Source organism: Paenibacillus sp. FSL R5-0923 (assembly GCF_038009145.1).
Classification (GTDB): domain Bacteria; phylum Bacillota; class Bacilli; order Paenibacillales; family Paenibacillaceae; genus Paenibacillus_AQ.
The window spans coordinates 3,230,821-3,252,938 of record NZ_JBBPAT010000001.1 but is presented as its reverse complement, the minus strand read 5'-3'; the positions used below and the strand labels follow the sequence as shown (position 1 = coordinate 3,252,938).

At 39.6% G+C, this 22,118-nt stretch carries 20 protein-coding genes and 1 pseudogene; 4 read left to right on the top strand and 17 right to left on the bottom strand.

Features of this window, described 5'->3' with window-relative positions; translation table 11 throughout:
* Positions 1–10: 10 nt before the first annotated feature.
* The 11 genes and pseudogenes from MKX35_RS14420 to MKX35_RS14370 all read right to left on the bottom strand — a co-directional run bounded on the left by MKX35_RS14420 (position 11) and on the right by MKX35_RS14370 (position 10,688).
* A complete protein-coding gene (locus tag MKX35_RS14420; RefSeq protein ID WP_076141025.1) occupies positions 11–1,153 on the bottom strand; it encodes an exo-beta-N-acetylmuramidase NamZ family protein in 1,143 nt (380 codons plus the stop codon).
* 98 nt (positions 1,154–1,251) lie between these two features.
* The gene (locus MKX35_RS14415; protein ID WP_076106428.1) at positions 1,252–1,959 is read right to left on the bottom strand and encodes a PIG-L deacetylase family protein; all 708 of its coding nucleotides are present in this window, start codon (positions 1,957–1,959) and stop codon (positions 1,252–1,254) included.
* A 2-nt stretch (positions 1,960–1,961) separates the two neighbouring features.
* Positions 1,962–2,933 carry a GNAT family N-acetyltransferase gene (locus MKX35_RS14410; protein WP_076299293.1) on the bottom strand — a complete coding sequence of 324 codons (972 nt, stop codon included), beginning with the start codon at positions 2,931–2,933 and terminating at the stop codon, positions 1,962–1,964.
* Positions 2,934–4,154 (bottom strand): anhydro-N-acetylmuramic acid kinase, encoded by a 1,221-nt coding sequence (locus MKX35_RS14405; protein WP_076299294.1) that lies wholly within the window; start codon positions 4,152–4,154, stop codon positions 2,934–2,936. It abuts the gene before it with no gap.
* A complete protein-coding gene (locus MKX35_RS14400; RefSeq protein ID WP_036688719.1) occupies positions 4,154–5,014 on the bottom strand; it encodes a carbohydrate ABC transporter permease in 861 nt (286 codons plus the stop codon). Before MKX35_RS14400 ends, MKX35_RS14405 begins: the two co-directional genes overlap by 1 nt.
* Positions 5,015–5,032: 18 nt before the next feature.
* The gene (locus tag MKX35_RS14395; RefSeq protein ID WP_060622964.1) at positions 5,033–5,935 is read right to left on the bottom strand and encodes a carbohydrate ABC transporter permease; all 903 of its coding nucleotides are present in this window, start codon (positions 5,933–5,935) and stop codon (positions 5,033–5,035) included.
* Positions 5,936–6,039: 104 nt separating this feature from the next.
* Entirely contained in the window at positions 6,040–7,494 is a 1,455-nt protein-coding gene (locus MKX35_RS14390; RefSeq protein WP_036688723.1) for an ABC transporter substrate-binding protein, read from the bottom strand.
* Between the two features lie 57 nt (positions 7,495–7,551).
* Positions 7,552–8,457 (bottom strand): N-acetylmuramic acid 6-phosphate etherase, encoded by a 906-nt coding sequence (murQ, locus tag MKX35_RS14385; RefSeq protein ID WP_076299295.1) that lies wholly within the window; start codon positions 8,455–8,457, stop codon positions 7,552–7,554.
* A gap of 571 nt (positions 8,458–9,028) precedes the next feature.
* The gene (locus tag MKX35_RS14380; RefSeq protein ID WP_060622962.1) at positions 9,029–9,892 is read right to left on the bottom strand and encodes a MurR/RpiR family transcriptional regulator; all 864 of its coding nucleotides are present in this window, start codon (positions 9,890–9,892) and stop codon (positions 9,029–9,031) included.
* A 304-nt stretch (positions 9,893–10,196) separates the two neighbouring features.
* Positions 10,197–10,537: pseudogene (locus MKX35_RS14375) on the bottom strand (MMPL family transporter); the annotation flags it as partial.
* On the bottom strand, positions 10,515–10,688 hold the full coding sequence (locus MKX35_RS14370) for a hypothetical protein (RefSeq protein ID WP_179086685.1): 174 nt from the start codon (positions 10,686–10,688) through the stop codon (positions 10,515–10,517). The gene MKX35_RS14370 and the pseudogene MKX35_RS14375, both read right to left, overlap by 23 nt.
* A gap of 188 nt (positions 10,689–10,876) precedes the next feature.
* Between MKX35_RS14370 and MKX35_RS14365 the strand changes: the two genes are divergently transcribed.
* Both MKX35_RS14365 and MKX35_RS14360 read left to right on the top strand, forming a co-directional pair.
* Positions 10,877–11,578: a response regulator transcription factor gene (locus tag MKX35_RS14365; RefSeq protein WP_076299296.1), complete on the top strand. Its 702-nt coding sequence runs from the start codon at positions 10,877–10,879 to the stop codon at positions 11,576–11,578.
* Positions 11,579–11,584: 6 nt separating this feature from the next.
* The gene (locus MKX35_RS14360) at positions 11,585–12,976 is read left to right on the top strand and encodes a sensor histidine kinase (RefSeq protein WP_076299297.1); all 1,392 of its coding nucleotides are present in this window, start codon (positions 11,585–11,587) and stop codon (positions 12,974–12,976) included.
* A gap of 82 nt (positions 12,977–13,058) precedes the next feature.
* Here the strand turns inward: MKX35_RS14360 and MKX35_RS14355 are convergent, their stop codons facing one another.
* The 4 genes from MKX35_RS14355 to MKX35_RS14340 all read right to left on the bottom strand — a co-directional run bounded on the left by MKX35_RS14355 (position 13,059) and on the right by MKX35_RS14340 (position 17,392).
* On the bottom strand, positions 13,059–13,412 hold the full coding sequence (locus MKX35_RS14355; RefSeq protein ID WP_076285453.1) for a YxeA family protein: 354 nt from the start codon (positions 13,410–13,412) through the stop codon (positions 13,059–13,061).
* 5 nt (positions 13,413–13,417) lie between these two features.
* A complete protein-coding gene (locus tag MKX35_RS14350; RefSeq protein WP_076299298.1) occupies positions 13,418–15,337 on the bottom strand; it encodes an ABC transporter permease in 1,920 nt (639 codons plus the stop codon).
* Positions 15,324–16,091, bottom strand: a complete 768-nt coding sequence (locus MKX35_RS14345) for an ABC transporter ATP-binding protein (protein ID WP_042189627.1) — start codon at positions 16,089–16,091, stop codon at positions 15,324–15,326. Before MKX35_RS14345 ends, MKX35_RS14350 begins: the two co-directional genes overlap by 14 nt.
* Positions 16,092–16,243: 152 nt before the next feature.
* The gene (locus MKX35_RS14340) at positions 16,244–17,392 is read right to left on the bottom strand and encodes a VanZ family protein (protein WP_076299299.1); all 1,149 of its coding nucleotides are present in this window, start codon (positions 17,390–17,392) and stop codon (positions 16,244–16,246) included.
* Between the two features lie 184 nt (positions 17,393–17,576).
* On the opposite strand from MKX35_RS14340, the gene MKX35_RS14335 reads away from it, so the two are divergent.
* Complete coding sequence (locus tag MKX35_RS14335; protein WP_076299300.1) at positions 17,577–18,623, top strand: DUF418 domain-containing protein; 1,047 nt, start codon at positions 17,577–17,579, stop codon at positions 18,621–18,623.
* 131 nt (positions 18,624–18,754) lie between these two features.
* Here MKX35_RS14335 and MKX35_RS14330 read toward each other — a convergent pair whose 3' ends face one another.
* Both MKX35_RS14330 and MKX35_RS14325 read right to left on the bottom strand, forming a co-directional pair.
* Positions 18,755–20,395, bottom strand: a complete 1,641-nt coding sequence (locus MKX35_RS14330; protein WP_076285338.1) for an alkaline phosphatase — start codon at positions 20,393–20,395, stop codon at positions 18,755–18,757.
* 172 nt (positions 20,396–20,567) lie between these two features.
* On the bottom strand, positions 20,568–20,942 hold the full coding sequence (locus MKX35_RS14325; protein ID WP_060622951.1) for a hypothetical protein: 375 nt from the start codon (positions 20,940–20,942) through the stop codon (positions 20,568–20,570).
* Positions 20,943–21,135: 193 nt separating this feature from the next.
* Here MKX35_RS14325 and MKX35_RS14320 point away from each other — a divergent pair, with 193 nt between their 5' ends.
* Positions 21,136–22,029: a M23 family metallopeptidase gene (locus MKX35_RS14320; RefSeq protein WP_076285337.1), complete on the top strand. Its 894-nt coding sequence runs from the start codon at positions 21,136–21,138 to the stop codon at positions 22,027–22,029.
* Positions 22,030–22,118 lie beyond the last annotated feature (89 nt).

Genomic DNA, 22,118 nt, shown 5'->3' with positions numbered 1-22,118 from the left:
TCACCTTCCTCTAGCGATATAAATGATACTGCTGTGTTATTTCTGCAAATTGCTTGCTTTCCGCTGCAAACTGTTCAAGCAGCTGCTTGGCTTGCATATTTTCCGTACGATACATGTTGTCTCCCCCCAGCAAATCGATAAATGGACGAGAGCCCTCCTTCACAGGAGGCAGGAATGAAAATTGCTCGTACAAATCTCTTATCGTAAATAATAAGGTCACCCCAACTTCTAAAGGCCTCAGCACTTGGAGATCTGTAATGTAAATTTGTACCCCGCCGCATAGCTCGCCACAATGTTTAGATGACGTTGGCTTGAAATGAACTGGACGAAAAAGCACACCCGGGATACCTTTTGCATTCATCTCATCTGCCAATTGCTGCGCTTGAATGAACGGAGCACCAATCATTTCAAACGGGAACGTTGTGCCTCGTCCTTCCGAGCAGTTCGTGCCTTCAAATAAACATGTTCCTGTATATAATAAAGCTGTTTCATATCGTGGCATTCCAAGTGAAGGATGAACCCAAGTTAATCCTGTATCCGGGAAGGACATGCTCCGTTCCCAGCCTTCCAAACGAACGACATGCAGCGATGCATTCCAATTCATTTGATCATTTGCCATCGTTGCTACCTCACCTGCTGTTAAGCCGTATCGCACGGCTAGCTCGTAATTTCCAACAAATGATTTGAAGCCGGGCTTCAAGACATTCCCTTCTACCGTTACCCCGTTAAGCGGATTAACACGATCAAGAACAACAAATTCTACACCTGCATTTGCACAATCTTCAAGTGCATACAGCATCGTATAAATAAATGTGTAATAGCGTACACCAACATCTTGAATATCGTATACAATGATGTCTACTTCATTCAGCATTTCTTTTGTTAAACGCTTGGAGTCTTTACGGTACAAGCTATAGACTGGAACATTCGTAAAAGGATCCATGTAAGTGTCTACTACTGCTCCTGCATCCAAATCTCCGCGAACGCCATGCTCAGGTGAAAACATCGCAGCAAGATTAAAATTTTCATGTAATATAGTAATCGTTGATGCAAAATCCTTCGTAAGACCTGTCGGCGCTGTAATCAATCCTACGCGCTTACCTTCGAACAAATAACGATAATTCGTTATAGAATCAATCCCATTTAACACCATATGAAGCTGCCTCCTAGCTGCTTTTTCGCATAAATGGATAGAACAAGGGAATGTTTCCTGCTATACATAGAAACACTCCCTCTTAGCTAGTTGAATAGTTACCAAAGACTAGACTGCCTAACCTTCACCGTTTCAGCAGGCACCATAAATGCTTCTGCATATGTCTTTCTTGCTTCACAGCCGCGAACAACTGCTAGTGCTTTATAGTAATCCATGTATTTGAAAGATTTGCTATTCGTCACAAACCAATGCTTGCTTAAAGCATCTATCCATAGATCAAATGCCGCTTGATCGAAATCCACATATACGTAAGGGACATAATCAACCGCATCCTCCCAGTTTTCGGAGTAATATAATCTTGCTGCAAAGTGCGCGGGGAGCGCTCGTTCAAAGGATGATAGACTTGCGAAGAAACGGGCATCATTTACGATATGATGCGTTAGCGCATGGTCCTTATGCATACTGTTTTTCCAGTGTGTAATAATAATGTTAGGCTTCACGCGACGAATTACATCACAAACCTCCATACGAATTTCTTGATTGTCAGGCAACTCTCCGTCACAATAATCATCGAATACAATGGCTTCACCGCCTAGCATATCCGCAAAAACCTGTGCCTCTTTCACTTTTTGCTGACGATATTCCTTCATATCCTGTCCTGCCGGGACCCCTCGTTCACCCGCAGTTAACGCTAGTGTCACAATGCGATCTCCCTTTAAACTATGACTAGCGAGCACACCACCAGAAGCTAGCTCCACATCACCAACATGCGCTCCAATTGCTAATACTGTGAATTTTTCGCTCATCTTTAAAGTTCCCTCCGCAATATAGAAAATTGTTTTTCAATAGTAAAGCCCGCTTTTTGATAGATTCGAAGAGCCGGATTATTATTTCCAGTGAATAGAGAGATATATTGACAGCCCACATTTTGAAAAGCTTCAACCATTCTGAAAAATAATACACTGCCAAGGCCATGACCCTCATGCTCTGGGTGCACTCCGATACCGCAAAAAAATGCTCTTCCATCAGGCTGTGAAATAATTGGACCTGCAAAGCCCACAACCTCGTTGCCGTACACAGCTACTACAAGTGGTGCGCCAACCTTCACATAAGTAACAATATCGTTCTTCCACTGCGGATTTTGCAGGGCAGCAAGCGTTGCTTCAAGCCCTGTATGTAAATCAGGGACATAGGACGTAATGTAATAGTCCTTGCTATTTGCATTGGTTTCCTTATCTAAAATATCTTCGGGAACTATAAAGCTTCCGAGTTTTAAATACATGCCGCATTGCGTCGCTCGATCTTCGTAGCCTCTAGCCATTAAAGCTTCATATAATGGCTGGTCCTTACTGATGCCCGGGGCATTATTATGCTCATGCTGAGGTGCACTTGGTATACTCCACTTCAGCTTAACAGGGTTGAAAAACAATACATCCGCTTGTCTTTTCCCAAGTTCTTGGAATCTTTTTTCTAAACGCAATAGAAAAGCATCGTAAAGCTCCAGAGAAGCCACATGGTTATCTATAATAACACTCGTAATATAACCGGCCACATCTCCAAGAGGGAGATCGTCACCGCAGCAGCCAGCTGCAAAACCAACAATCCCTTTTTCGTCACAGCCTACCCATATACAGTCAGCGTCAAAATAAGGATGGTCGATGAATGTATCTTGAAACTCTCGATCTGTAAATGGCTTATAATCATATTTTGTAGCCTCACGATTCCAAAGCTCTACAACTGCAGAGTGATCTTCAATTGAAAAGGGTCTGATTTGCAACATTTAAGCCTCCTGTGAACGTCCAATATAGGGCCAGGAAATTTTGCCCATTACTACTGGCTGTGAAGCTCCAGTTACTAGCGGGATATTGTTTGGTAAGCGCTCCATCGTGTAACACGCTAGCAGAGCAAAAGCAATTGCTTCCTTAGCATCACTATTACCACCGATATCCTCCTGCGTCAGCACCTGCACGTTATGCGGTGCAAATAAGTGCTGTAAATCACGCAAAAGCGTCTTGTTATAGCTTCCACCGCCGCCAATTAACAATTGCTCAGCCTGGTGCTGCGGTGCAATATACCGTTCATAGCTATCGACGATGCTCCAGGCAGTTAAGTACGTAGCTGTTGCAACAACATCTTCTGCTTTCCAGTTATTAACCTTCATCATTTCAATAATTTGTGCCACGTATTGTTGGCCAAACCGTTCTCTGCCTGTCGATTTTGGTAACGGCATCGTATAATATTTATCCTGCTGCATCCATTTCAATAGCTCATCAATCACTTGACCGCCCGCACCAATTTCGCCATTAACATCCATTGTCATTGGTGCAAATAATTGCGATACAAGGCCATCGATAATCATATTTCCAGGACCCGTATCAAAAGCAAATACCTCATCCGGTGAGGCATTTACAGGCAAAACAGTCACATTGCCTATTCCGCCAATATTTTGCATCAGAAGTGTTTTCTTTGGATTGTTAAACAATAAGTATTCGGTAAATGGTACTAACGGAGCTCCTTGTCCACCCATTGCCATGTCAGCAACTCGAAAGTCTGATACGCAAGGAATTCCTGTGCGATTGGCGATAACTGCACCATCCCCAATCTGAACGGTACAATGCAGATTATAACCGCCCATAACATTCTCATCCGGAGCATGATAGATTGTTTGACCATGCGATCCTACTGCGAATATTTGCGAAGGCGAAAGGCCGCATTTCCCTATAACGGATAATGTGGCTTGGGCGTATAATTCGCCAAGCCACATATTCATTGCGCCAACCTTATCAATCGTAGCGCTAACGGGATCAAAAAGCTCAAATATGGAGTTTCTAACTTGCATCTCAAAAGGTGTGTTTTCAAAAGCCAGTAATTCAATCTCTACTCCATGTTCTTTTTCGGCTGATGGGAAAAGCTTAACTACTGCTGCATCAATACCATCTACTGATGTACCGGACATCAAGCCAACTAAGTATGTTGCATCAACTTTTGATTGTTTGTCCATTAACCTTTCACCGCTCCAACTGTTACCCCTTCAAGGAAGTATTTTTGTAAACTGAAGAACAAAATAAACATTGGAACTGCTGAAATGGTTGCCCCCGCCATCATCGGTGCAAAGTAAGTTGTATTCGCAAAGCGAAAGTTTTTCAAGCCGACCTGAATGGTTTGCATATCCATCGTATTCGTTACTAGGAACGGCCAGAAAAAGTCATTCCATGCCGCCATGAACGTTAGGATTGCTAGTACTGCCATAATTGTTTTAGATAGAGGCATAATGATATACCAGAAGATTTTAGGCTGGGAACAACCTTCGATTTTAGCAGATTCAATAATTTCACCTGGAATGGAGGACATGAACTGCTTAACCAAGAAGATATTGTATACCGTTACTATGCTCGGCATAATCAACGCTGTGTACGTATTTTGTAATTCAAAAATGTTTACGATCAAAATATATAGTGGAACCTGAGTGACTTGAACAGGAATCATCATAGATCCCAGCAAAATAGCGAACAAAATGTTTTTCCCTTTAAATTTCATTTTTGCAAAAGCATATCCAGCAAGTGTAGCAAAAAATACGTTAGATACCGTGATACACGCTGCCACTATAAAGGAGTTCAATAACCAGTCCCATGTATGTGGGCTGAAGTTAAAGAAGAATTTATAAGATTCAAATGAAATCTTCGATGGTAAGATAGAATAGCTCATTGCACCAGCTTCTACCGGATCACCGAACGAGGAGATGACCATAAAGTATATCGGGAATATGGTAGCTGCGGCAAATAGGATAAGGAACGTAATGTTTGCACCATTACGTATAAACAGATACCCTTTGCTTCTTAAGCTATTGTTGTACAAACCCATAGTATTCTGCTCCTTTTCCTAGTATTCTACATCTTTACCTATAAACTTGAATTGAAGGAATGATATAAATCCGATAATCGCTGCTAGAACTAATGATTGTGCCGCTGCCTCACCAAACTCAAAATATGTGAACGCATTGTTAAAGATTAACAAACCTACCATTGTTGTTGCATGGTCTGGTCCACCGCCTGTCATAAGATAAGCGTTTTGGAATACTTGGAAGGAACCAATAACACCAGTAACAAGTAGGAATAGCGTTGTTGGCTTAAGGAAAGGGACAACGATAAACCAAAGCTTTTGCAGGAAAGACGCGCCGTCAATTTCAGCTGCTTCATAATAGCTGTTATCAATAGCGAGTAATGCGGCTATATAAATAATAATTGCTGTACCATGACTTGATAACCATGACATTAACACAAGTGAGAACATTGCAGTTGCACTGGAACCAAGCCAGTTTTGATTTTCAATACCTAAAAAACTCACGAGCTTATTGGCAATACCTGATTTTAACGGATCGAAGATCCACAGCCACACAACAGAAAGCGCTACACCAGATGCTACGGCTGGCAAGTAATATAGTGCTTTAAAGATCGTTTGTGTTTTTTTCTTGAAAGGAATAATCAAAATTGAAATTAAAAATGATAGAAGAATATTAAACGGAACAGTTAATAGCGTATATACTAACGTGTTTTTCAGTGCTTTCCAGAAAAGTTCATCTGAAAACGAGTTAACGAAGTTATCCATGCCAACAAAAGTGGATCCTAATGGACCATATTTTTGTAAGCTGATAATAAAAGCATTGATGACTGGATATGCGGTAAATAAAGAAAACGCAATAAGTGCTACTGCGATAAACGCGTATCCCCAACCTGAGTCACTTTCGAGTTTCAATTTTTTTCTTTTAGTCAACGTTTGATTCATTGGGTCGCACCTCTCTTCTAAAAACAGTACAAGCTCTAGCTAATTTAGAAGGAAAGCTGTACGTTCTAGCTACGCACAGCTTTCACATGTCAGCCTACGACAGACTAGTCAACTACAATACCATCTTTACCGAAAGATTTAATTGCAGCAGCTTTAACTGCATCATACATTTCTTGTGGAGCAATCTCATTTGCAAGTAAGGCTTGTAGTTTAGGAATAATAACTTCTGTTTCAATTTTTAATGCTTCAGCAGCCAGATCAGTAGGAATATCTGTACGAGCCGGAAGCGCTTTTGCCATCATAGCTTTACCTGCAGCAACGTTATCTTCGTTACGAGGGAATTTTTCAAGTACTTCTGCATTACGTGCAGATTCAGTAATTGGTGATAAGAACAGCTCATTACTGTAGTTAGCAGCAATTGAACCAGAAGACAAGAAATTCGTTGCTAGGGCAATATTTTTGATGTGCTCTTCAGATGGAGCTTTTTTACCACGAAGTGCGATATAACCATCAACGATTGAAGTAGGGACATAATCGGCACCGTTGAATGTTGGGACTGGAAGTGAAATATAATCAACTTCAATAGAATCTGCAACAGCTGAACCATCGTTCGCTTTAATCTTCTCATTGTTTAGACGAGCAGAGTTTTCAAATGCAGATAAACCTTTACCTGTGATCATCGTTTGACCCGTTAGGAACATGTTCCACCGTTTACCAGCATCGATAGAGCTTAGCTCTTTAGGCATAGAACCATCGTTGATCATTTCGCGAATAGATGTAAGTAGACCCAAGAAGTTTTTGCTTGTATACGTATATTTAAGATCTTTATCGAAGTAATCTGGTAAACCTGCAGTTTTAGCAAGAATAGCTAGATAGTCTTTAGATGCTACACCAGATGTTGCGAACACGAAACCATAACGAGTAGTTTCACCTTTATCATTTTTCACTACGCCTTTAGAAATTGCATTACGGAACTCTTCATAAGTCCAACCGTTTTGTTGAATGCTTTTCCAATCAATTCCGGCTTCTTCAAGGAATTGTTTGTTACCACCGATAGTGTGGATTTCCATATACGCTGGTAGGCCGTATTGAGCGTCACCTAGTTGGAAATATTTCAATGGAACTTCGTCATAATCTGCCTTGGCTTCATCAGAAAGGGCACCGTTAAGGTCGATTAGTACATTAAGTGCTGCATATTTCGAAATTCCTGAAGCACCGATAAAAGCAATATCTGGAGGAGAACCTGCATTTACTTGAGTATCAAGTTTTTGCGTCATATCTTCCCAGCTCGCTGGCTCGATTTTCAAAGTCAAGTTAGGATGTAGTGTATTAAATTCTTTTTCCATATCAGCAAAACGTGTTTGATAGTTCGCTGATATCGGAGGTAAAAGTGCTGTAATCGTATCCTTTTTAGGCTCAGAACCACCGTTACTAGTTCCTGTGTTACCGGAATCTGTAGAAGCTGGAGCGTTATTTCCGTTTCCTCCGCAAGCCGATAATAGTGATACCATCATGATTCCTGACAAAAACAGAGTTAATCCACGTGATCTTTTTTTCATCGAAAACAGCCTCCTCAATTATTAATAGCATCCATCCTGTTATTCCACTTTTCACACCTAAACCAATGATGCGATTGCCTGTTTCAAGCGTCCTCCGTTTGCGTTAAGTACTTGTTCTGCTTCTTTTGCATCTAACCCCGATTTAATCATCATAATTGCCAGCTTACAGTTCATAGATGCTTTTTCAAGTATTTCTGCGGCGGTTGATGTATCTACACCAGTCGTGTTCATGATGATACGAATCGAGCGATCTACGAGCTTAAAATTACTAGCCTTCAGATCAACCATCAAGTTGTTGTACGTTTTTCCTAACTTGACCATTGTGCATGTTGTCAGCATATTAAGCACCAACTTCTGAGCAGTTCCTGCCTTTAATCGAGTCGAACCGCTAATGACCTCAGGTCCTACAACAGGTGTTATACAAACATCTACAATGGGATCGAACTTTGAGCCTCTGTTGTTACAAACACCGATAGTGGCTGCTCCAAGTTCCTTTGCTTTCGCTAAAGCTGCAATAACGTAGTTTGCACTACCGCTTGCCGAAATCCCAATAAGTACATCTTTGTTTGTTACACCAATGCTTTCGATTAATGCGATCCCTTCATCCATATCGTCTTCACAGCCTTCAACCGCAGTACGCAAAGCAATATCACCACCAGCAATATAGCCCTGCACCAAGGAAGGATCTGTACCAAAGGTAGGAGGACATTCGGAAGCATCCAGAACACCTAATCTTCCTGATGAGCCAGCTCCTATGTAAAACATTCTTCCACCATTAGACAACCTATGATGTAGAATATCTACCGCCTTTGCAATCTGCGGAATCTCCTCAGCTATAGCTCTGGGGACCAGTGCATCTTGTTGATTCATTAACTGGATCATTTCTTCCGTAGTACATTCATCAATCATTAATGTGTCTGGATTCACAGCCTCTGTTGTCAATCCCGCAAGGTAGTCATTCATAGCCATCCTCCTTCTTCCCAGCCTTAATCTGTCATGTAATTAACAAAACGCGTTAGATTAACTTACAATTATTATGTTCTTATACTAATACAACACCATCGCTTCGTCAATAGATTTTGAAATATAATTTCATAAAGAAAATAAATTCTGATGTTTTATTTCATTACTTACACACTATGTTATACCACATTTATAAAGCGCTTACAAGATGCAATTTAAATTTTTACCAATTGCTTTGATCGCTATGGCTCTAAGGTTAAATCGATTTAAAAAAATGTATTATTTGCTGATTGTCGCTCCAAATGAAACATAAAGTTACATCATCCGTGTTCAACCGGATGATGTTTCGTCTTCGATTCCATTCATTTTCTTCCTCATAATTGTGTGCCAAGCTATTAATTATTGAATTAAACTACTTATTATATTCATTAGATCAACGTATTCATCATGTAGATAATCTGACATGGATTGATAAATAGTATATTTAAGTATACGAAGTGAATGAAATACAAAAAAAAAGAAAGCATTGATCCATGATCAATGCTTTCCTCCACATTCATTCTATCAGAACCTAATTTCTAAGTTTTTTCTTTAATATATTATGCGTTTTTGTTAAGTAGGTTTTTACTTCTTCATATTCTGCACTTGCGACACCAGCAAATAATATGTCGATGATCGTAAGCATCGCAATACGCGAGCCCATAGCCCCACTGCGGATTGTTATTTCAGGTGTGGATATGCTCAGTACAATATCCGCCCGCTCCGCAAGCTCACTTTTATTGTACTTCGTAATCGCAATACATTTCGCTCTATTCTTTTGGGCAATTTCCAGTGCATCAATAATATCACTAGTTGCTCCAGAGTTAGAAATGAAAATGGCAACATCATCTTTCTCAAGTAAAGTTGCTGCCGTGAGCTGACTATGACCATCTGTATAGGCATGACACATCTTATTAATTCGCGAGAACTTCTGTTCCCCGTCCATACAAACGAGTCCCGAAGCACCTATTCCAAAGAAAACAATTCGCTTACTATGACATAGTAATTCTACAGCTCTTGTAATTTCTTTTCGATCAATAACACTAAGCGTATCCTCAATGGACTTGCAATTATTCAATGAAATATTTGATATAATTGTCGAGAGATCATCACCTGGCTGAATATCTGTATATTGAGCCTTTGAATCCTCATCACGAGAACCCAAAGATGCCGATATACTCACAATAAAATTGCGGTATCCGCTGTAACCCATCGTCTTACAGAAACGAAGGACAGATGCATCGCTTGTCTTACTCGATTGAGCCAATTCCTTAATCGACAAATGAGGGATCTCTTCCGTATTTTCTAAAATGTAATCTCCGACCAATCGTTCAACTGGTGTAAAACTCTCTCGCATCTCACGAATTTTAATTAATACGTTGTCATTTAGACTCATAATCTACCTACTCTAGATTTAATTAACACCTTTAATAATATCATAAACAATATAAACAACCTATTTCAATAACAAAATACGTTTTGGCATATCAAAAGCTAATATTAATTAATCTATTAAAATCATCCTACTCTTAGATCATCTGGTGACTTTACGTTGATTATAGCGTAATAAAGTTGTAAGGTATAGTCGATAATTATATACTTTCTGATATGGTGAAACAAGGGACCACAAAGGTCCCCGAAGATTCTTTCTATTGTTCTCAGCATACGTAATACGCATGTATTTTTAAATTTTACTGCGGCTAAATATGACTCGATTTGTCAACTACATTCTTTGATGTAGCACCGTTGCTTGAACCATTTAATTTGCTAGCAAGCTGCTTTAATGCAGTTAAGAACACCGGCATGGCCGCTACACTTAGTAATAATAGTGCAATGATTAATACGAATGCTACCTGTATAAGTGTCATTACGCCCGAAGGAATCAACGCGGCGCAGGTGCCTCCTAGAATAAAGGCAGCAGACAATACTACACCAACCATATAACGTGATGCCACTCAATTCTTGATCCAACATCCCCTTCAAGCTCGTTATACCGCATCATCAGGAATATGCTGTAATCAAGGCCCAGGGCTGCAATCAAGCCATCTAATGGCATTCCAAAAGCTGTCTGCAAGTTCTTCTTCGAGCTCAAGCGAATACAGTAACTCACCTTCTTCCATCATTTTAGCGAACATCTTCAAAGGGCCATATACAGCGCAGATCAATGCCATGGAAGGCAGGGGGCGTAACAATTTCTCCTACTTACCTGATTTGGCTATCTAGAATGAATTTTAATAAATCACCGAATATTGCTTTGCTATGTTCGTCTAAGTAATACCCATCTTCATGCAAGCCTTTCTTTTGCGATTTTTTTGCGCAAGAAATAAAGAGTCCTTTATAATGTAATAATGTACATAAAGACGGATTTGGAGGGAAACAAATGGCAAGTCATAAATGGGTATTAATCATAGACGATGAAGATGATTTAGCTCGTCTGATGAAGGCAGTTTTACATAAAGAAGGTATTGCAGACGTTGTAACTGCCGGGACAGTTGCAGAGGGATGGGACAAGTTTCAGGAGTATAATCCTGAACTTATCTTGCTAGATATTATGCTACCAGATGGTGAAGGATATGACTTATGCAGAAAAATTCGGGAAACATCAAATGCACCGATCTTATTTATGTCTGCAAAGGATGAGGAAATTAATAAGCTGTTAGGACTGGCGATAGGTGGCGATGATTATATCACTAAACCATTCAGTCCAAAAGAAGTCGCTTATCGGGTAAAGGCACAACTGAGAAGAGCTGGCTTTACAGAGGAAAAAAAGGCTCCGAAAAGTTTGCAAGTTGGCCCCTTTGAGCTTAGTGCCAATGAGACAGAATTAAAAAAGAATGGCGAACCCCTTGTACTTACCGCCAAAGAAGTAGGTTTAATGAGCTGTTTCATGCATCATCCGAATCAGATCATAAGCAAAGAAACCTTGTTTGAACAGGTATGGGGTGAAGATTTTTTTGGTTCCGATAATACAGTGATGGTACATATTCGGCGCTTACGCGAAAAAATTGAGGCCGACCCTTCAAATCCTTCCTTTATTTTGACGGTTAAAGGGTTAGGTTATAAATTAAATACCAAGGAGTGAGACTAGTTGAAATGGAAATTGACACTCCGCTTTTTAAGATCGGTTATGACTATTGTTGTGATCGTTGGTATTGTAAACGCGATTTTGTTCCTTTCCTTATTCGTTATAAAGGTAAATAATAATAACTTTGGCACTGAAGAAGCATCTGCAGAAACCTTTAGCCGGACCTTTTCACAATACGTAGAATTACAGGCCGGCAAACCTGTTGTGAATGAAGAAGGTCTCAAAAAACTACAAGAAATGAGCGCCTGGGTACAATTCTTGAATGACCAAGGGGAGCAAGCAGCTGCCTTTTATACCCCTGAAGAATTGAAAACAGAGTATTCTCCTATTGAAATTGTACAAATGTATAAATATAAAGAATTAGATGCACGCACGACGGTTTTTGTCAGCGAAGCCCAAAATTTCAGTTACTTTTTAGGGATTAATAATCCAAAAATAGGCCGGTACGTAATGACCTATGACTACGCTAAAATTTTCAAAGATGTTAATGTTTTTCTTTTCATTTTTTTAATCGTTGATGTGCTTATTGTAATCCTCATTGGATTTCTATTTGGGAAAAAGTTAACTGCACCCCTTCATACATTAATAGAGGGTATTCAACAGCTCAGGGAACGACGTTTTAAGAAAATGCCTACTCCCAAAGGTGTTTATGAAGATGTTTTTCGTAATATGAATGAACTATCTGAAAAGCTCGATCGACATGAAGAGGAACGTAAACGTCTCGATCAAATGCGTGAGGAATGGATTAGCAATGTTTCACATGACATGAAGACACCACTTGCTTCTATTCAAGGTTATGCAGAATTTATTAACGACAGTGCCACAGATTTAACAGCCCAAGAATTACAGGAATACACGTCAATTATCAAGAGTAAATCGATGTATATGAAAGATCTGTTAGATGACCTCAATTTAACGACACGTTTGCGTAATCACCAGCTATCCCTGCAATTTGAAGAGGTGAATCTCGTTCAGTTTCTACGAGAAATGACGATTGAACTTTTAAATGACCCGACCTTTGGTGAACGGCAGATAGAGTTTGAGGCAAATGTGGTTAAAGCCGTACATAAAGTAGATAAAAAATTACTAAAACGAGCGATCCTTAACTTTATCTACAACGCGCTGGTGCATAACGATGAAAATGTTGTGGTGAAGATTCGAGTGGAAACCATTAGTCCGCATACCCAAATTACAATTTCTGATAATGGCCAGGGTATTCCAGCTAAAGATCTGGAACAGGTTTTCGAACGCTACTATCGGGGTACAAACACAACGAGTAAGCATGGAACTGGGTTAGGTATGGCCATCGCAAGAGACATTATTTGGGCTCATGAGGGGAACCTCGATTTGACGAGCGATGAAAATACCGGTACCACCATTACTATACTTTTATAATACAGATGACTTACTTACTCATTAGGCAGAGAAAAGGGCTGTTCTCCACTTACTTTATTGGAGACAGCCCTTCTTCAATTTATTAGTTTTTTAGTGCTTTTAGCGGAATATCCTCTAATTTCACTTCATCGTATGAGGAGACTTGATCACCTTTTTTTACATACATTTTCAAGTAGGCGCCTTTACGAAGATTTTTTTGTGCATTAAATTCCAGTGGAATTGTAGTACCTTTGGCATTTGTAGCCTCTAGTGTATAAGAATAAGAGGTCATGACCGAACCATCGCTCAGTTTATATTCATGGGGTTCCCCATCCTCAGTGATTTGTAAGTAGTAATTTTCGGCATTGAAGCGATTGAAATCAATCTTGGCTATAGCAAAGACCCCTACAACTCCAATAACAAACAAAATACCCATAGTAATTAGAAATTTTTTCATCTCAATCATCCTTCTGTTCTATTATTTAGTGTGATAATACGATTGTAAGAAGCTACGGTTAAGAAATAATACAACCCGTAAATTACGGTATAAGCAATCATCCAGAGCAACACAGGTTTTGCTAAATCTATCATCAGTAGACTAGAGAATGCTTTTAAAGCCACTACACTATGCAATAACCCTACTACAAGCGGTACAACAAAGATAACGAATACCTGTGACGCAATTGATTTTCGCATTTCTTTTGCACTGACACCCATTTTATGCAGCATATTGTACTGTGATTTATCCTCTTCTGCCTCTGTTAAAACCTTAAAATAAATGATACTGCCTGTAGCAGCCAGAAATACTAGACCAAGGAAACTTCCGATAAACAGTAGAGACCCCACACCTTCCAAACTTGTTTGGTAATCTTGTGGACCACTTGAAAATAACGCTTCTTCAGGTAATTGGTTTGCAATTTTTTTAGATAAATCTACAGAAGCATCATCTACCCCAAGAACACGATAGTGCAGCACTTCCCCATCATTTTGCAACACTTTATACTGATCCTCCGAGACTACCACGGTTATACCTGCTGTACCTACATTCAATACGCTTTGCGTTTTAAAGCTTTGGAATGTGAGAGGATGGCCGTTGCCTGTTGTTATAGTTTTCCCTGTATATATTGGTGAGAACCTTTTGTCATATCCGATATCTAAAATAACCGCGTAGCTGTCCTTTACATCTAATTTTTCTTTATGTTGTAGACTTGCTAATTGGTTGTATGTTTTTTCATCGATAACTGTATATTCTCTTTTATCAGAGCTATCGAATGTTGATGGCGAGTTTAACTCTTTCGTATGAAACGTAATGGATAGTGCTTCAATATTTTTATCGTATTTTGTATCTGATACTACAGCACTCACTTGCTTGTCCATTTCTGCATCTGTGGATTGATACATAAAGGTATTCGGATTAATCGTTTTCGCCGAGTCATTCGTATTGTAATAAAGGCCATAGACCGCTCCACCGGCAGTTACTGTCGTAGCACTCAACACGGCAATCACAGTTAATGTACGTGCGTTCCCACGAATACGATAGAGCAGCTGCGAAATAGTAATGACATGAAGGCCTTTCCAAAGCCACCTTTCATTTTTCTTAATCATTGCTAACACAAAGCCAGTCACACTGTGGAACAATAAAAATGTACCCAAAATAACCGTTGTTAAAATAATTAATACAGTCAAGGGGAATCCAATTTTTTCCCATACCTTAGAAGTGAAAAGGTCCTGCATTGCAAGCCAATAACCCAAGACAATGAGTAACACTCCAAGAACAGCTACTATCATAGATGGTTTAGGCGCCACTTCTCCCTTTTTGGAAGCATGAAATAAATCAATCAGCTTAAATTGATAGATCAAGCGATAGCCTTGAAACGATGTTACTAAAAATATAACTAGAAATACGATAGCCGTGTTCATCGCTGCCGCCGCTGAAAATGTAAAGGGTGCTACAACGTCATAACCCATTAAATGAATTAAAATCGTCATAAATCCTTTTGAACATAGGAACCCAAGTACAATTCCTACTACTAAAGAGAATAATCCTAACAATAAATTTTCGAAAAAGAGCATAAAGCCTATTTGACGATTACGTACCCCTAGCAACGCATACAATGCGACTTCTTTTTTACGTTTTTTCATAAAAAATGAATTGGAATAAGCAATAAATATGAACACGAAAAAGATGAGAATGACTGCCGCCCCACTCATTAGTGAGCCTAGTTTTTGGGATGAAGCCGTCTGTTCTGCTATAGTATCGCTATATTTCAAAGTCACAAATGTAAAGTAAATGATGATACTAAACACCATCGATGCAATATATAAAAAATATTGTGAAAAGTTTCGGGCTATATTTTTTCTTGCTAGACTAAATAACGTCATCTACCTCACCCCCAATGGCCGCATGAACATCTAAGATCTCTTGGAAGAAGGCTTTGCGTGTCTGATCACGACGAAATATTTCTGTTGAAAATGAACCATCCTTGATGAAAATAATCCGGCGGCAGAAGCTTGCGGCAAAGGCATCATGAGTCACCATCATAATGGTCGAATTGTTATTTTCATTTAAAGTGCTTAAGCTTTCCAATAAATCTGTTGCTGATTTAGAGTCAAGCGCACCTGTTGGTTCATCAGCCAAAATCAGTGCAGGCTCTGTCACGAGCGCTCTAGCCGCAGCGGTTCTTTGCTTTTGACCACCAGAGATTTGGTAAGGATATTTTGCCAGTAGATCTTCAATCCCAAATACTTTAGAAATCTGAGTCACGAGGTGATTGATTTTCTTCGCTGGAATTTTAGCAATCGCCAGAGGAAGCAATATGTTCTCCTTTACAGTCAAGGAATCGAGTAAATTGTAATCTTGGAAGATGAAGCCGAGATGTTCACGTCTGAAGTCTGATAAGGCTGCTTCCTTCATATCATGAATACTCTTGTTCTTCATATAAATCTTCCCTTCAGTTGGGGAATCAATAGTTGCTAACAAATTTAGCAAGGTTGATTTTCCAGCGCCCGAAGGTCCCATAATCCCTACAAACTCACCTTCATGAATGTCAAATGACACGTTTTCTAAGGCTGTGTATGCAGCACTTAACTTCCCGTACACTTTTTTTATGTTTTCTACTTTTAATAATGGTTCCATTCATTTCACCTCATAATTTGCTGATACTTATACTATAGGCTGTGAACCTTACAGCAAATTCATGCCAACCTTACAATAAGCTTAAATCCAAAAAAAGGGGTACCCAGTAGCCATTTAAGACTACGGAGTACCCCTTTACGATTGAAAAAAATTCATTTTTTTCTCGTTGTATATAAATCAGAAGCTTCATCAAAGTAAAAGCGGCGTTTTTGTTTGCCAAACACGACTAATATAACATGAATGAACAACACGATCGTTAAGATGATAGAGGTCAATGCTGCACCTAACGTTAAGAATATAGATGCCTTATAAAATGGAGAATCCATTGATAGTTCCACGTTATTCAAAGTATTCGCAATGACTGTTATGAAGTACATCGCATAAATGGCACCAAAGCGTTTAAATAATCGCTTGTTCGTTTCCACTCGACTTATTTTACTGTCATAGCGATAACGCATTATTTTCGTACCGATTGTCGATCCATTCCAAATCCATGGAATAATAAACAAGGTTACAGAAAGTGTAATTGTGCTCACAATAAATTCACTAACCATATTAACGTTGGTCATACTCAGCACAACTTTAACTACTATGTTGCTGATAAATATATCAATAATAACAGCCAGCAACACAGACATCCCTCTTACTTCATCAAGAGCCAATAATCTATCTGCTTTCTCATTAATTTTCTTTTTTGATGGGAATAACGCCAACACAGCTGGAGCAATAAAGAAGCCCAGTACCCCGCCGGTAGTATTCAACAATAAATCGTCCACATCAAAAATACGATAAGGGCAATTATAAATCCCGTAAATACCTGTTACCTGTGTTATCTCATAAAATAATGTTAATAAGAACGTGATTGCTAGCGCTTTTTTCCAGTGTTTCTTGTCTTGAAAAAAATATCGCAAATAAACACCAAAAGGTAATAATAGCAAGAAATTAAAAAACGCTTGATAGAATGAGGGTTGGCTAAATAACAGTCTATAAGTTGCAGGCTGTGATAACACGATACCACTATTCCCTAAGGTGCTCACTATAAATTGAAATGGCATAAGTGAATAATGTTGTGTGCCCGGTTTTTGTAGTGAACAAGTATCGCGTATCTCTGGCAACGGCAACAAGACTAAAAATAACGCTGCTAGAAAGTAAAAAATAAACGAAAATGAAATTAACGTGGTAGAAAATGGCAGATAGTTATACTTTCTATAGGTATAAATGAGCCATGGAACAAATAAGGCAAATGCTAAAACCACAAAAAAGATCGCCGCCACAAAGATTGGTTGAGTATATGCTGACATTTCTAGTTCACACCCTATAATTATTTAGTATTCATATTAACCATAAAACGGATTCTAATTCAACTGGAGTTGGAACATTTTATCAAATTTAAGGATCCTGTAATGTTGGCATCAATTTAATGTAAGGTTCTCCACTTATACTGACTTCTAAGCAAATGAAACTATTTTCAAAGGAGAACTATTAATGAATCCCTCGATTTCACAAAAAGAAAGAATCATTTCACTCGACATCATTCGCGGGCTTGCTCTTTTTGGCATTCTGCTGATAAATGTTGGAGCCTTTAAAGTTATTATGGAAGGAGATCCCTTACCAGACTATAGTGGCATTAATGGAATCATCAATACTTTGATAATCATCTTCGTACAAAAAAAGTTCTTTTCTATTTTTTCATTCCTATTTGGTGTAGGTCTATACATTTTCGCCTCAAGAGCCGAAAGCCGGGGAGATCGACCTAGATGGCGTATGGCTAGACGTTTACTAATCCTCTTGCTGCTGGGAATCATTCATGTATTTATCTTTTGGGGAACCATTCTACCCGTATACGCCATTATCGGATTGTTTCTGATCCCTTTTTATCACACAACGGTTTCTACACTTAAAAAGTGGCTTATGGGTATGACATCCATTTACATCATTTCCTTGATGGTAAAAATATTTTTACCGTCTCAAGGGGCAGTCTCATCTATCCTTGATATTTTTTCTAATGACGCTATGCAAATCTTTATTATGTTTTTAGCCGGTTTTTTAACTGCAAAGTCAGGTTGGCTGACACATATACAAGAATTATCAAAACCAATTAGATGGATTCAAATGGCATCATTTCTTTTGTTCGTTGGTTTCTCATTATGGATTTGGAACGCTTCTCAAAGCGGGAGCAGCAATGTAGATTCAGTTACGGGCTTAGGATCACTTCCAACCACTTTGTTTTACTTAACAACATTATTTCTACTATTAGAAAACAAACAAATGGTGAAATTCCTGACACCCATATCACGGGTGGGTCAAATGGCATTTACAAATTATGTAGCTCAAAGCATTATAGGGACGGCAATCATTTCAATGATAGGTCTCGAAGTCGTTTCACCAAAAGATATTCTTTACATCGCTGTTCTGATTTATATGATTCAAATTATTTTTAGCACCATCTGGTTTAAGTTCTTTTCCATGGGACCCTTAGAAAAGCTTTGGCGCTTGATGACCTATGGAACAAAGCCTGCAACAAAACGATAAAAGCTTCGCTTTCCTTTCTCAATACAAGTCGAAATTTCTTTTCCCAACCCAAAAACCCCTTTTTTATAAGGGGTTTTTGGGTTTAAGCGCTTTAACTTTTAGTCGAAGAATCATACCATGAACTCGAATATTCAGAGAATCAAGTCTAATGCATCCTGTGAAATCCACACTTTATCTTTAATCATTACTGTCAGTACATTGAGTTTCGTTGTTTTACCATCCAGAATGGCGATGTTTTTATCTATAGGTAGCTTGAGAACTTGGCCTGCTTTTTTCACTACAACCACCGGATTAGTCTTATCGGTCTTGTCTAGGGTGATCGTAGCTCCTTTGGCCTTGAATTTATCACTGGATACGTACAGTGTATCTTGAAGCTGCGCCAGATTGAGTCCGGTCACTTCTTGAATATACTTATTCACATCCGTATTCTGGATTACACCGCTGTTCACGAAATCGGTCGGTTTATAATTAGCCGGATGGTAGGCGAACAATCCAACTTCTTCCGATGTGTGATCATCCGTAGAGAAGGTTACGCCTATCTTATTCCCCAAGATTTTACCGATGACCGGCGAAAGGTTATCTTTCATTCCTAATCTGACTTGATCCGCTTCTTCTTTGGTTAAATCACTAAGTCCATAATTATCCGCTAGGACCTTTTTGAAATTGTGCTCATTAATACTGCCTTCAATGTAATAACTGGTGTGTTTCGCTTTCTTCAATACGGAGACTAGGTCTTTGGTGGAATCATAGTTCGTCATATTGAGCCCGCCAGTAGCATGATCCGAAACGGACAAGACTGCTGTATTTCCGTCTTTTTCTGCAAAGTCAACAGCGGCTTTAAAGGCTTTATCAAACGCTAATGTCTCACTCATAATCCCCACCGGATCGTTATCATGACCATACCAGTCAATCTGGCTTGCTTCGACCATCAGAATAAAACCATTATCGTTCTGCGACAACTTCTCTATCGCTACTTTGGTCATTTCAGCAAGGCTCGGTTGCTTTTGCGGGTTCAGATCAAAATCAGCATCCAGTGCTTCAGGGTTGAACAGACCCCAGATTTTATTCGTTTTAGAATTCATTAAACCTGCTTTATCCGTTACGTATTCATACCCATTTGATTTCAGGATTTTGGTTAAATCTTCTCCGTCCTTACGGTTAATGTCTTCTTTGCCGGGTACCAAATACCCGGACCCACCCCCGAGAAGAACATCTACGCCACTGTAGACCATCTGTTCTGCTATAGACTGCGCATTGTCACGCGTGTATGCATGACTTAAAAATGTAGCCGGCGTCGCATCCGTTAATTCACAAGTAAATACCGTTCCTGTACTTTTCCCTGCCATTCTCGCTGCATCCATAATGGTAGGCAGAGGTTTGTTCACGTCCTCTGGCTTAACTGCACCCACAAACGGCATCGTTATTCGGTCGGGTAGTATGGATACGGTCTCACTCTTAACCTTATGTCCTGTGGCATAAGCCGTAGCTCCCGCAGCGGAATCTGTGGTCAGTGAATCCGTAGAATAGGTTCTCACCAGCCCACTGAAATACTTATCCATCGCAAGCGCCTGCCCTCCTTGATACCATCTGGCCAAGTTCACATCGGATAAGCTCATCCCATCCGTAATAAACAGGATCACGTTCTTGACCGATTTGTTGGTAGGAGCATCAGAGTTATTGGCGCCACTGGCGTAGGTCGTTCCGTTGCCTGCTGCAAGCAGACTACAAACCATAACGGTACTGCAAATTCTCCCGATAACCTTTTTGCGCATTTGAATCCTCCTCTAGCAGATTTTGTTAAGTACGTTACTAGTTTAAAGGAGGATTGTTTGCGGGACAGCACCTATTCTCTTGTTATATATTAAATTCTATGCATATTTTGTCTTGACCTGTGCTACTGATAATTGCAAAAAAAAGGGCGCCCTAGGGGCACCCTTTGCATTATTATTGTCTTATTACGAGGATATCTCGAGGCGCTCTACCAGTGCTTTGAATTTGGGAAATTTCGGAGCTTGTAAGGATACGGCCTACCAATATAAACGAAGATGTGACATTGTTAAAGTTAAAATTATTCAAGTTCGCTACGTTTTGGCTGCCACGGAACACACGGAACGATCCCTGAAAGTTAATGCGTGAAAATAGTACAAGCGTTACTTGAGAGCTCTCCACAACATTTCTGAGTCGGAAACTCGAAAGAACGTTGTTAAACCGAAACGCTCCAAGATCACGAACCGCAACTCCTCCACGTCTGAATCGAATCCGGCGATTGGTAAAATTAGTACCCGACCATAGAGCAAGACGTACATCACTGTTGGCCAACTAAATCAACTCCTTCTCTGAGATTGATATAGTCTATTACCAACTTCAAAGAACGGTACAAGACAAATATAGTTGTACAAATGTTTGTTTTTCAGATTTCCCTGCGGTGATATTATCCAAAATAGCAGTCGAAGTGATTTTCCAGTTATATTCGTCTAACTACTATATACTTTCTTATACGTTAGGAGCGAATATGAAAAGAATAATTCAAGCATTCGGGTATTTAGGTAGTACAATTTTGACTGCAGCATTACTGTCATGGATCTGCGTATTTTTGATTAATGGCTTACCTGGTGTCTATGCATGGATGGCACTTAAATTTATCATCCCAATGCTAGGTTTCGTAGGAGTATTATTAAATATCTTTTTAATATTAGTTTCTATTATCAAGAAGAACAGAATTTCCGATAAATGGATGCCTCTCGTTTTATGTACTGTATTAGCTTCACATTTCTTCCTAACCATGAATATTATACAGTTGGCATATCCTGTACGTATAATCAACGTCCACCCTTCAGTCACTGTTAAATGGCCATTTTCTGAGCAAGCAATTGTTGGCTGGGGTGGTGATTCCACCGACAATAATCTGCCTCATGCCACTTGGCCTTCGGAACGTTGGGCCTATGATTTAGTCATGGAACCCTATAATACAGGAAGTACTAGTCTGGAAGATTACGGAATTTGGAAGCAAAAGGTCCTATCACCGGTATCTGGAACGGTTATTGCAGCTTTTGACGATGAATCTGATATTGTGCCAGGTACTGAAAAATTCATTTCCATGGAAGGAAATCACGTTTATCTCAGGATTGATGCGACGGGAACCTACTTATTACTTAATCACCTCAAACAAGATAGTGTTACCGTTGCAGTTGGAGATCACGTCAATGCCGGTGAAGTGCTTGGACATGTAGGAAATAGTGGTTCCACATCAGAACCCCACCTGCATATTCATCATCAGCGCCAAGACCCAACCCAAACCCTTTTGCCTATTCTAGCAGAAGGACTGCCGTTATACTTTGAAGATACAAATGCAAAGGCTATGCCGTTAAAAGGAACAGAAGTCACGCCAATGCGCAATGAACCATGATCTGGTGAAGAGTGAAGCTGTCTTTCGGAGGAGTTACCGTAGGAGGAATGAACAGCTTTAACAACGATGATGTTCAGCAAAGATGCGGA

Bases quoted from the DNA above. Each gene is read 5' to 3' on its own strand.
- MKX35_RS14415 (WP_076106428.1), bottom strand. From the start codon at position 1,959: ATGAGCGAAAAATTCACAGTATTAGCAATTGGAGCGCATGTTGGTGAT.
- MKX35_RS14380 (WP_060622962.1), bottom strand. From the start codon at position 9,892: ATGAGTCTAAATGACAACGTATTAATTAAAATTCGTGAGATGCGAGAG.
- MKX35_RS14400 (WP_036688719.1), bottom strand. From the start codon at position 5,014: ATGGGTTTGTACAACAATAGCTTAAGAAGCAAAGGGTATCTGTTTATA.
- MKX35_RS14410 (WP_076299293.1), bottom strand. From the start codon at position 2,933: ATGTTGCAAATCAGACCCTTTTCAATTGAAGATCACTCTGCAGTTGTA.
- MKX35_RS14330 (WP_076285338.1), bottom strand. From the start codon at position 20,395: ATGCGCAAAAAGGTTATCGGGAGAATTTGCAGTACCGTTATGGTTTGT.
- MKX35_RS14340 (WP_076299299.1), bottom strand. From the start codon at position 17,392: ATGTCAGCATATACTCAACCAATCTTTGTGGCGGCGATCTTTTTTGTG.
- MKX35_RS14390 (WP_036688723.1), bottom strand. From the start codon at position 7,494: ATGAAAAAAAGATCACGTGGATTAACTCTGTTTTTGTCAGGAATCATG.
- MKX35_RS14395 (WP_060622964.1), bottom strand. From the start codon at position 5,935: ATGAATCAAACGTTGACTAAAAGAAAAAAATTGAAACTCGAAAGTGAC.
- MKX35_RS14350 (WP_076299298.1), bottom strand. From the start codon at position 15,337: ATGACGTTATTTAGTCTAGCAAGAAAAAATATAGCCCGAAACTTTTCA.
- MKX35_RS14355 (WP_076285453.1), bottom strand. From the start codon at position 13,412: ATGAAAAAATTTCTAATTACTATGGGTATTTTGTTTGTTATTGGAGTT.
- MKX35_RS14320 (WP_076285337.1), top strand. From the start codon at position 21,136: ATGAAAAGAATAATTCAAGCATTCGGGTATTTAGGTAGTACAATTTTG.
- MKX35_RS14420 (WP_076141025.1), bottom strand. From the start codon at position 1,153: ATGGTGTTAAATGGGATTGATTCTATAACGAATTATCGTTATTTGTTC.
- MKX35_RS14405 (WP_076299294.1), bottom strand. From the start codon at position 4,154: ATGGACAAACAATCAAAAGTTGATGCAACATACTTAGTTGGCTTGATG.
- MKX35_RS14365 (WP_076299296.1), top strand. From the start codon at position 10,877: ATGGCAAGTCATAAATGGGTATTAATCATAGACGATGAAGATGATTTA.
- MKX35_RS14345 (WP_042189627.1), bottom strand. From the start codon at position 16,091: ATGGAACCATTATTAAAAGTAGAAAACATAAAAAAAGTGTACGGGAAG.
- MKX35_RS14335 (WP_076299300.1), top strand. From the start codon at position 17,577: ATGAATCCCTCGATTTCACAAAAAGAAAGAATCATTTCACTCGACATC.
- murQ (WP_076299295.1), bottom strand. From the start codon at position 8,457: ATGAATGACTACCTTGCGGGATTGACAACAGAGGCTGTGAATCCAGAC.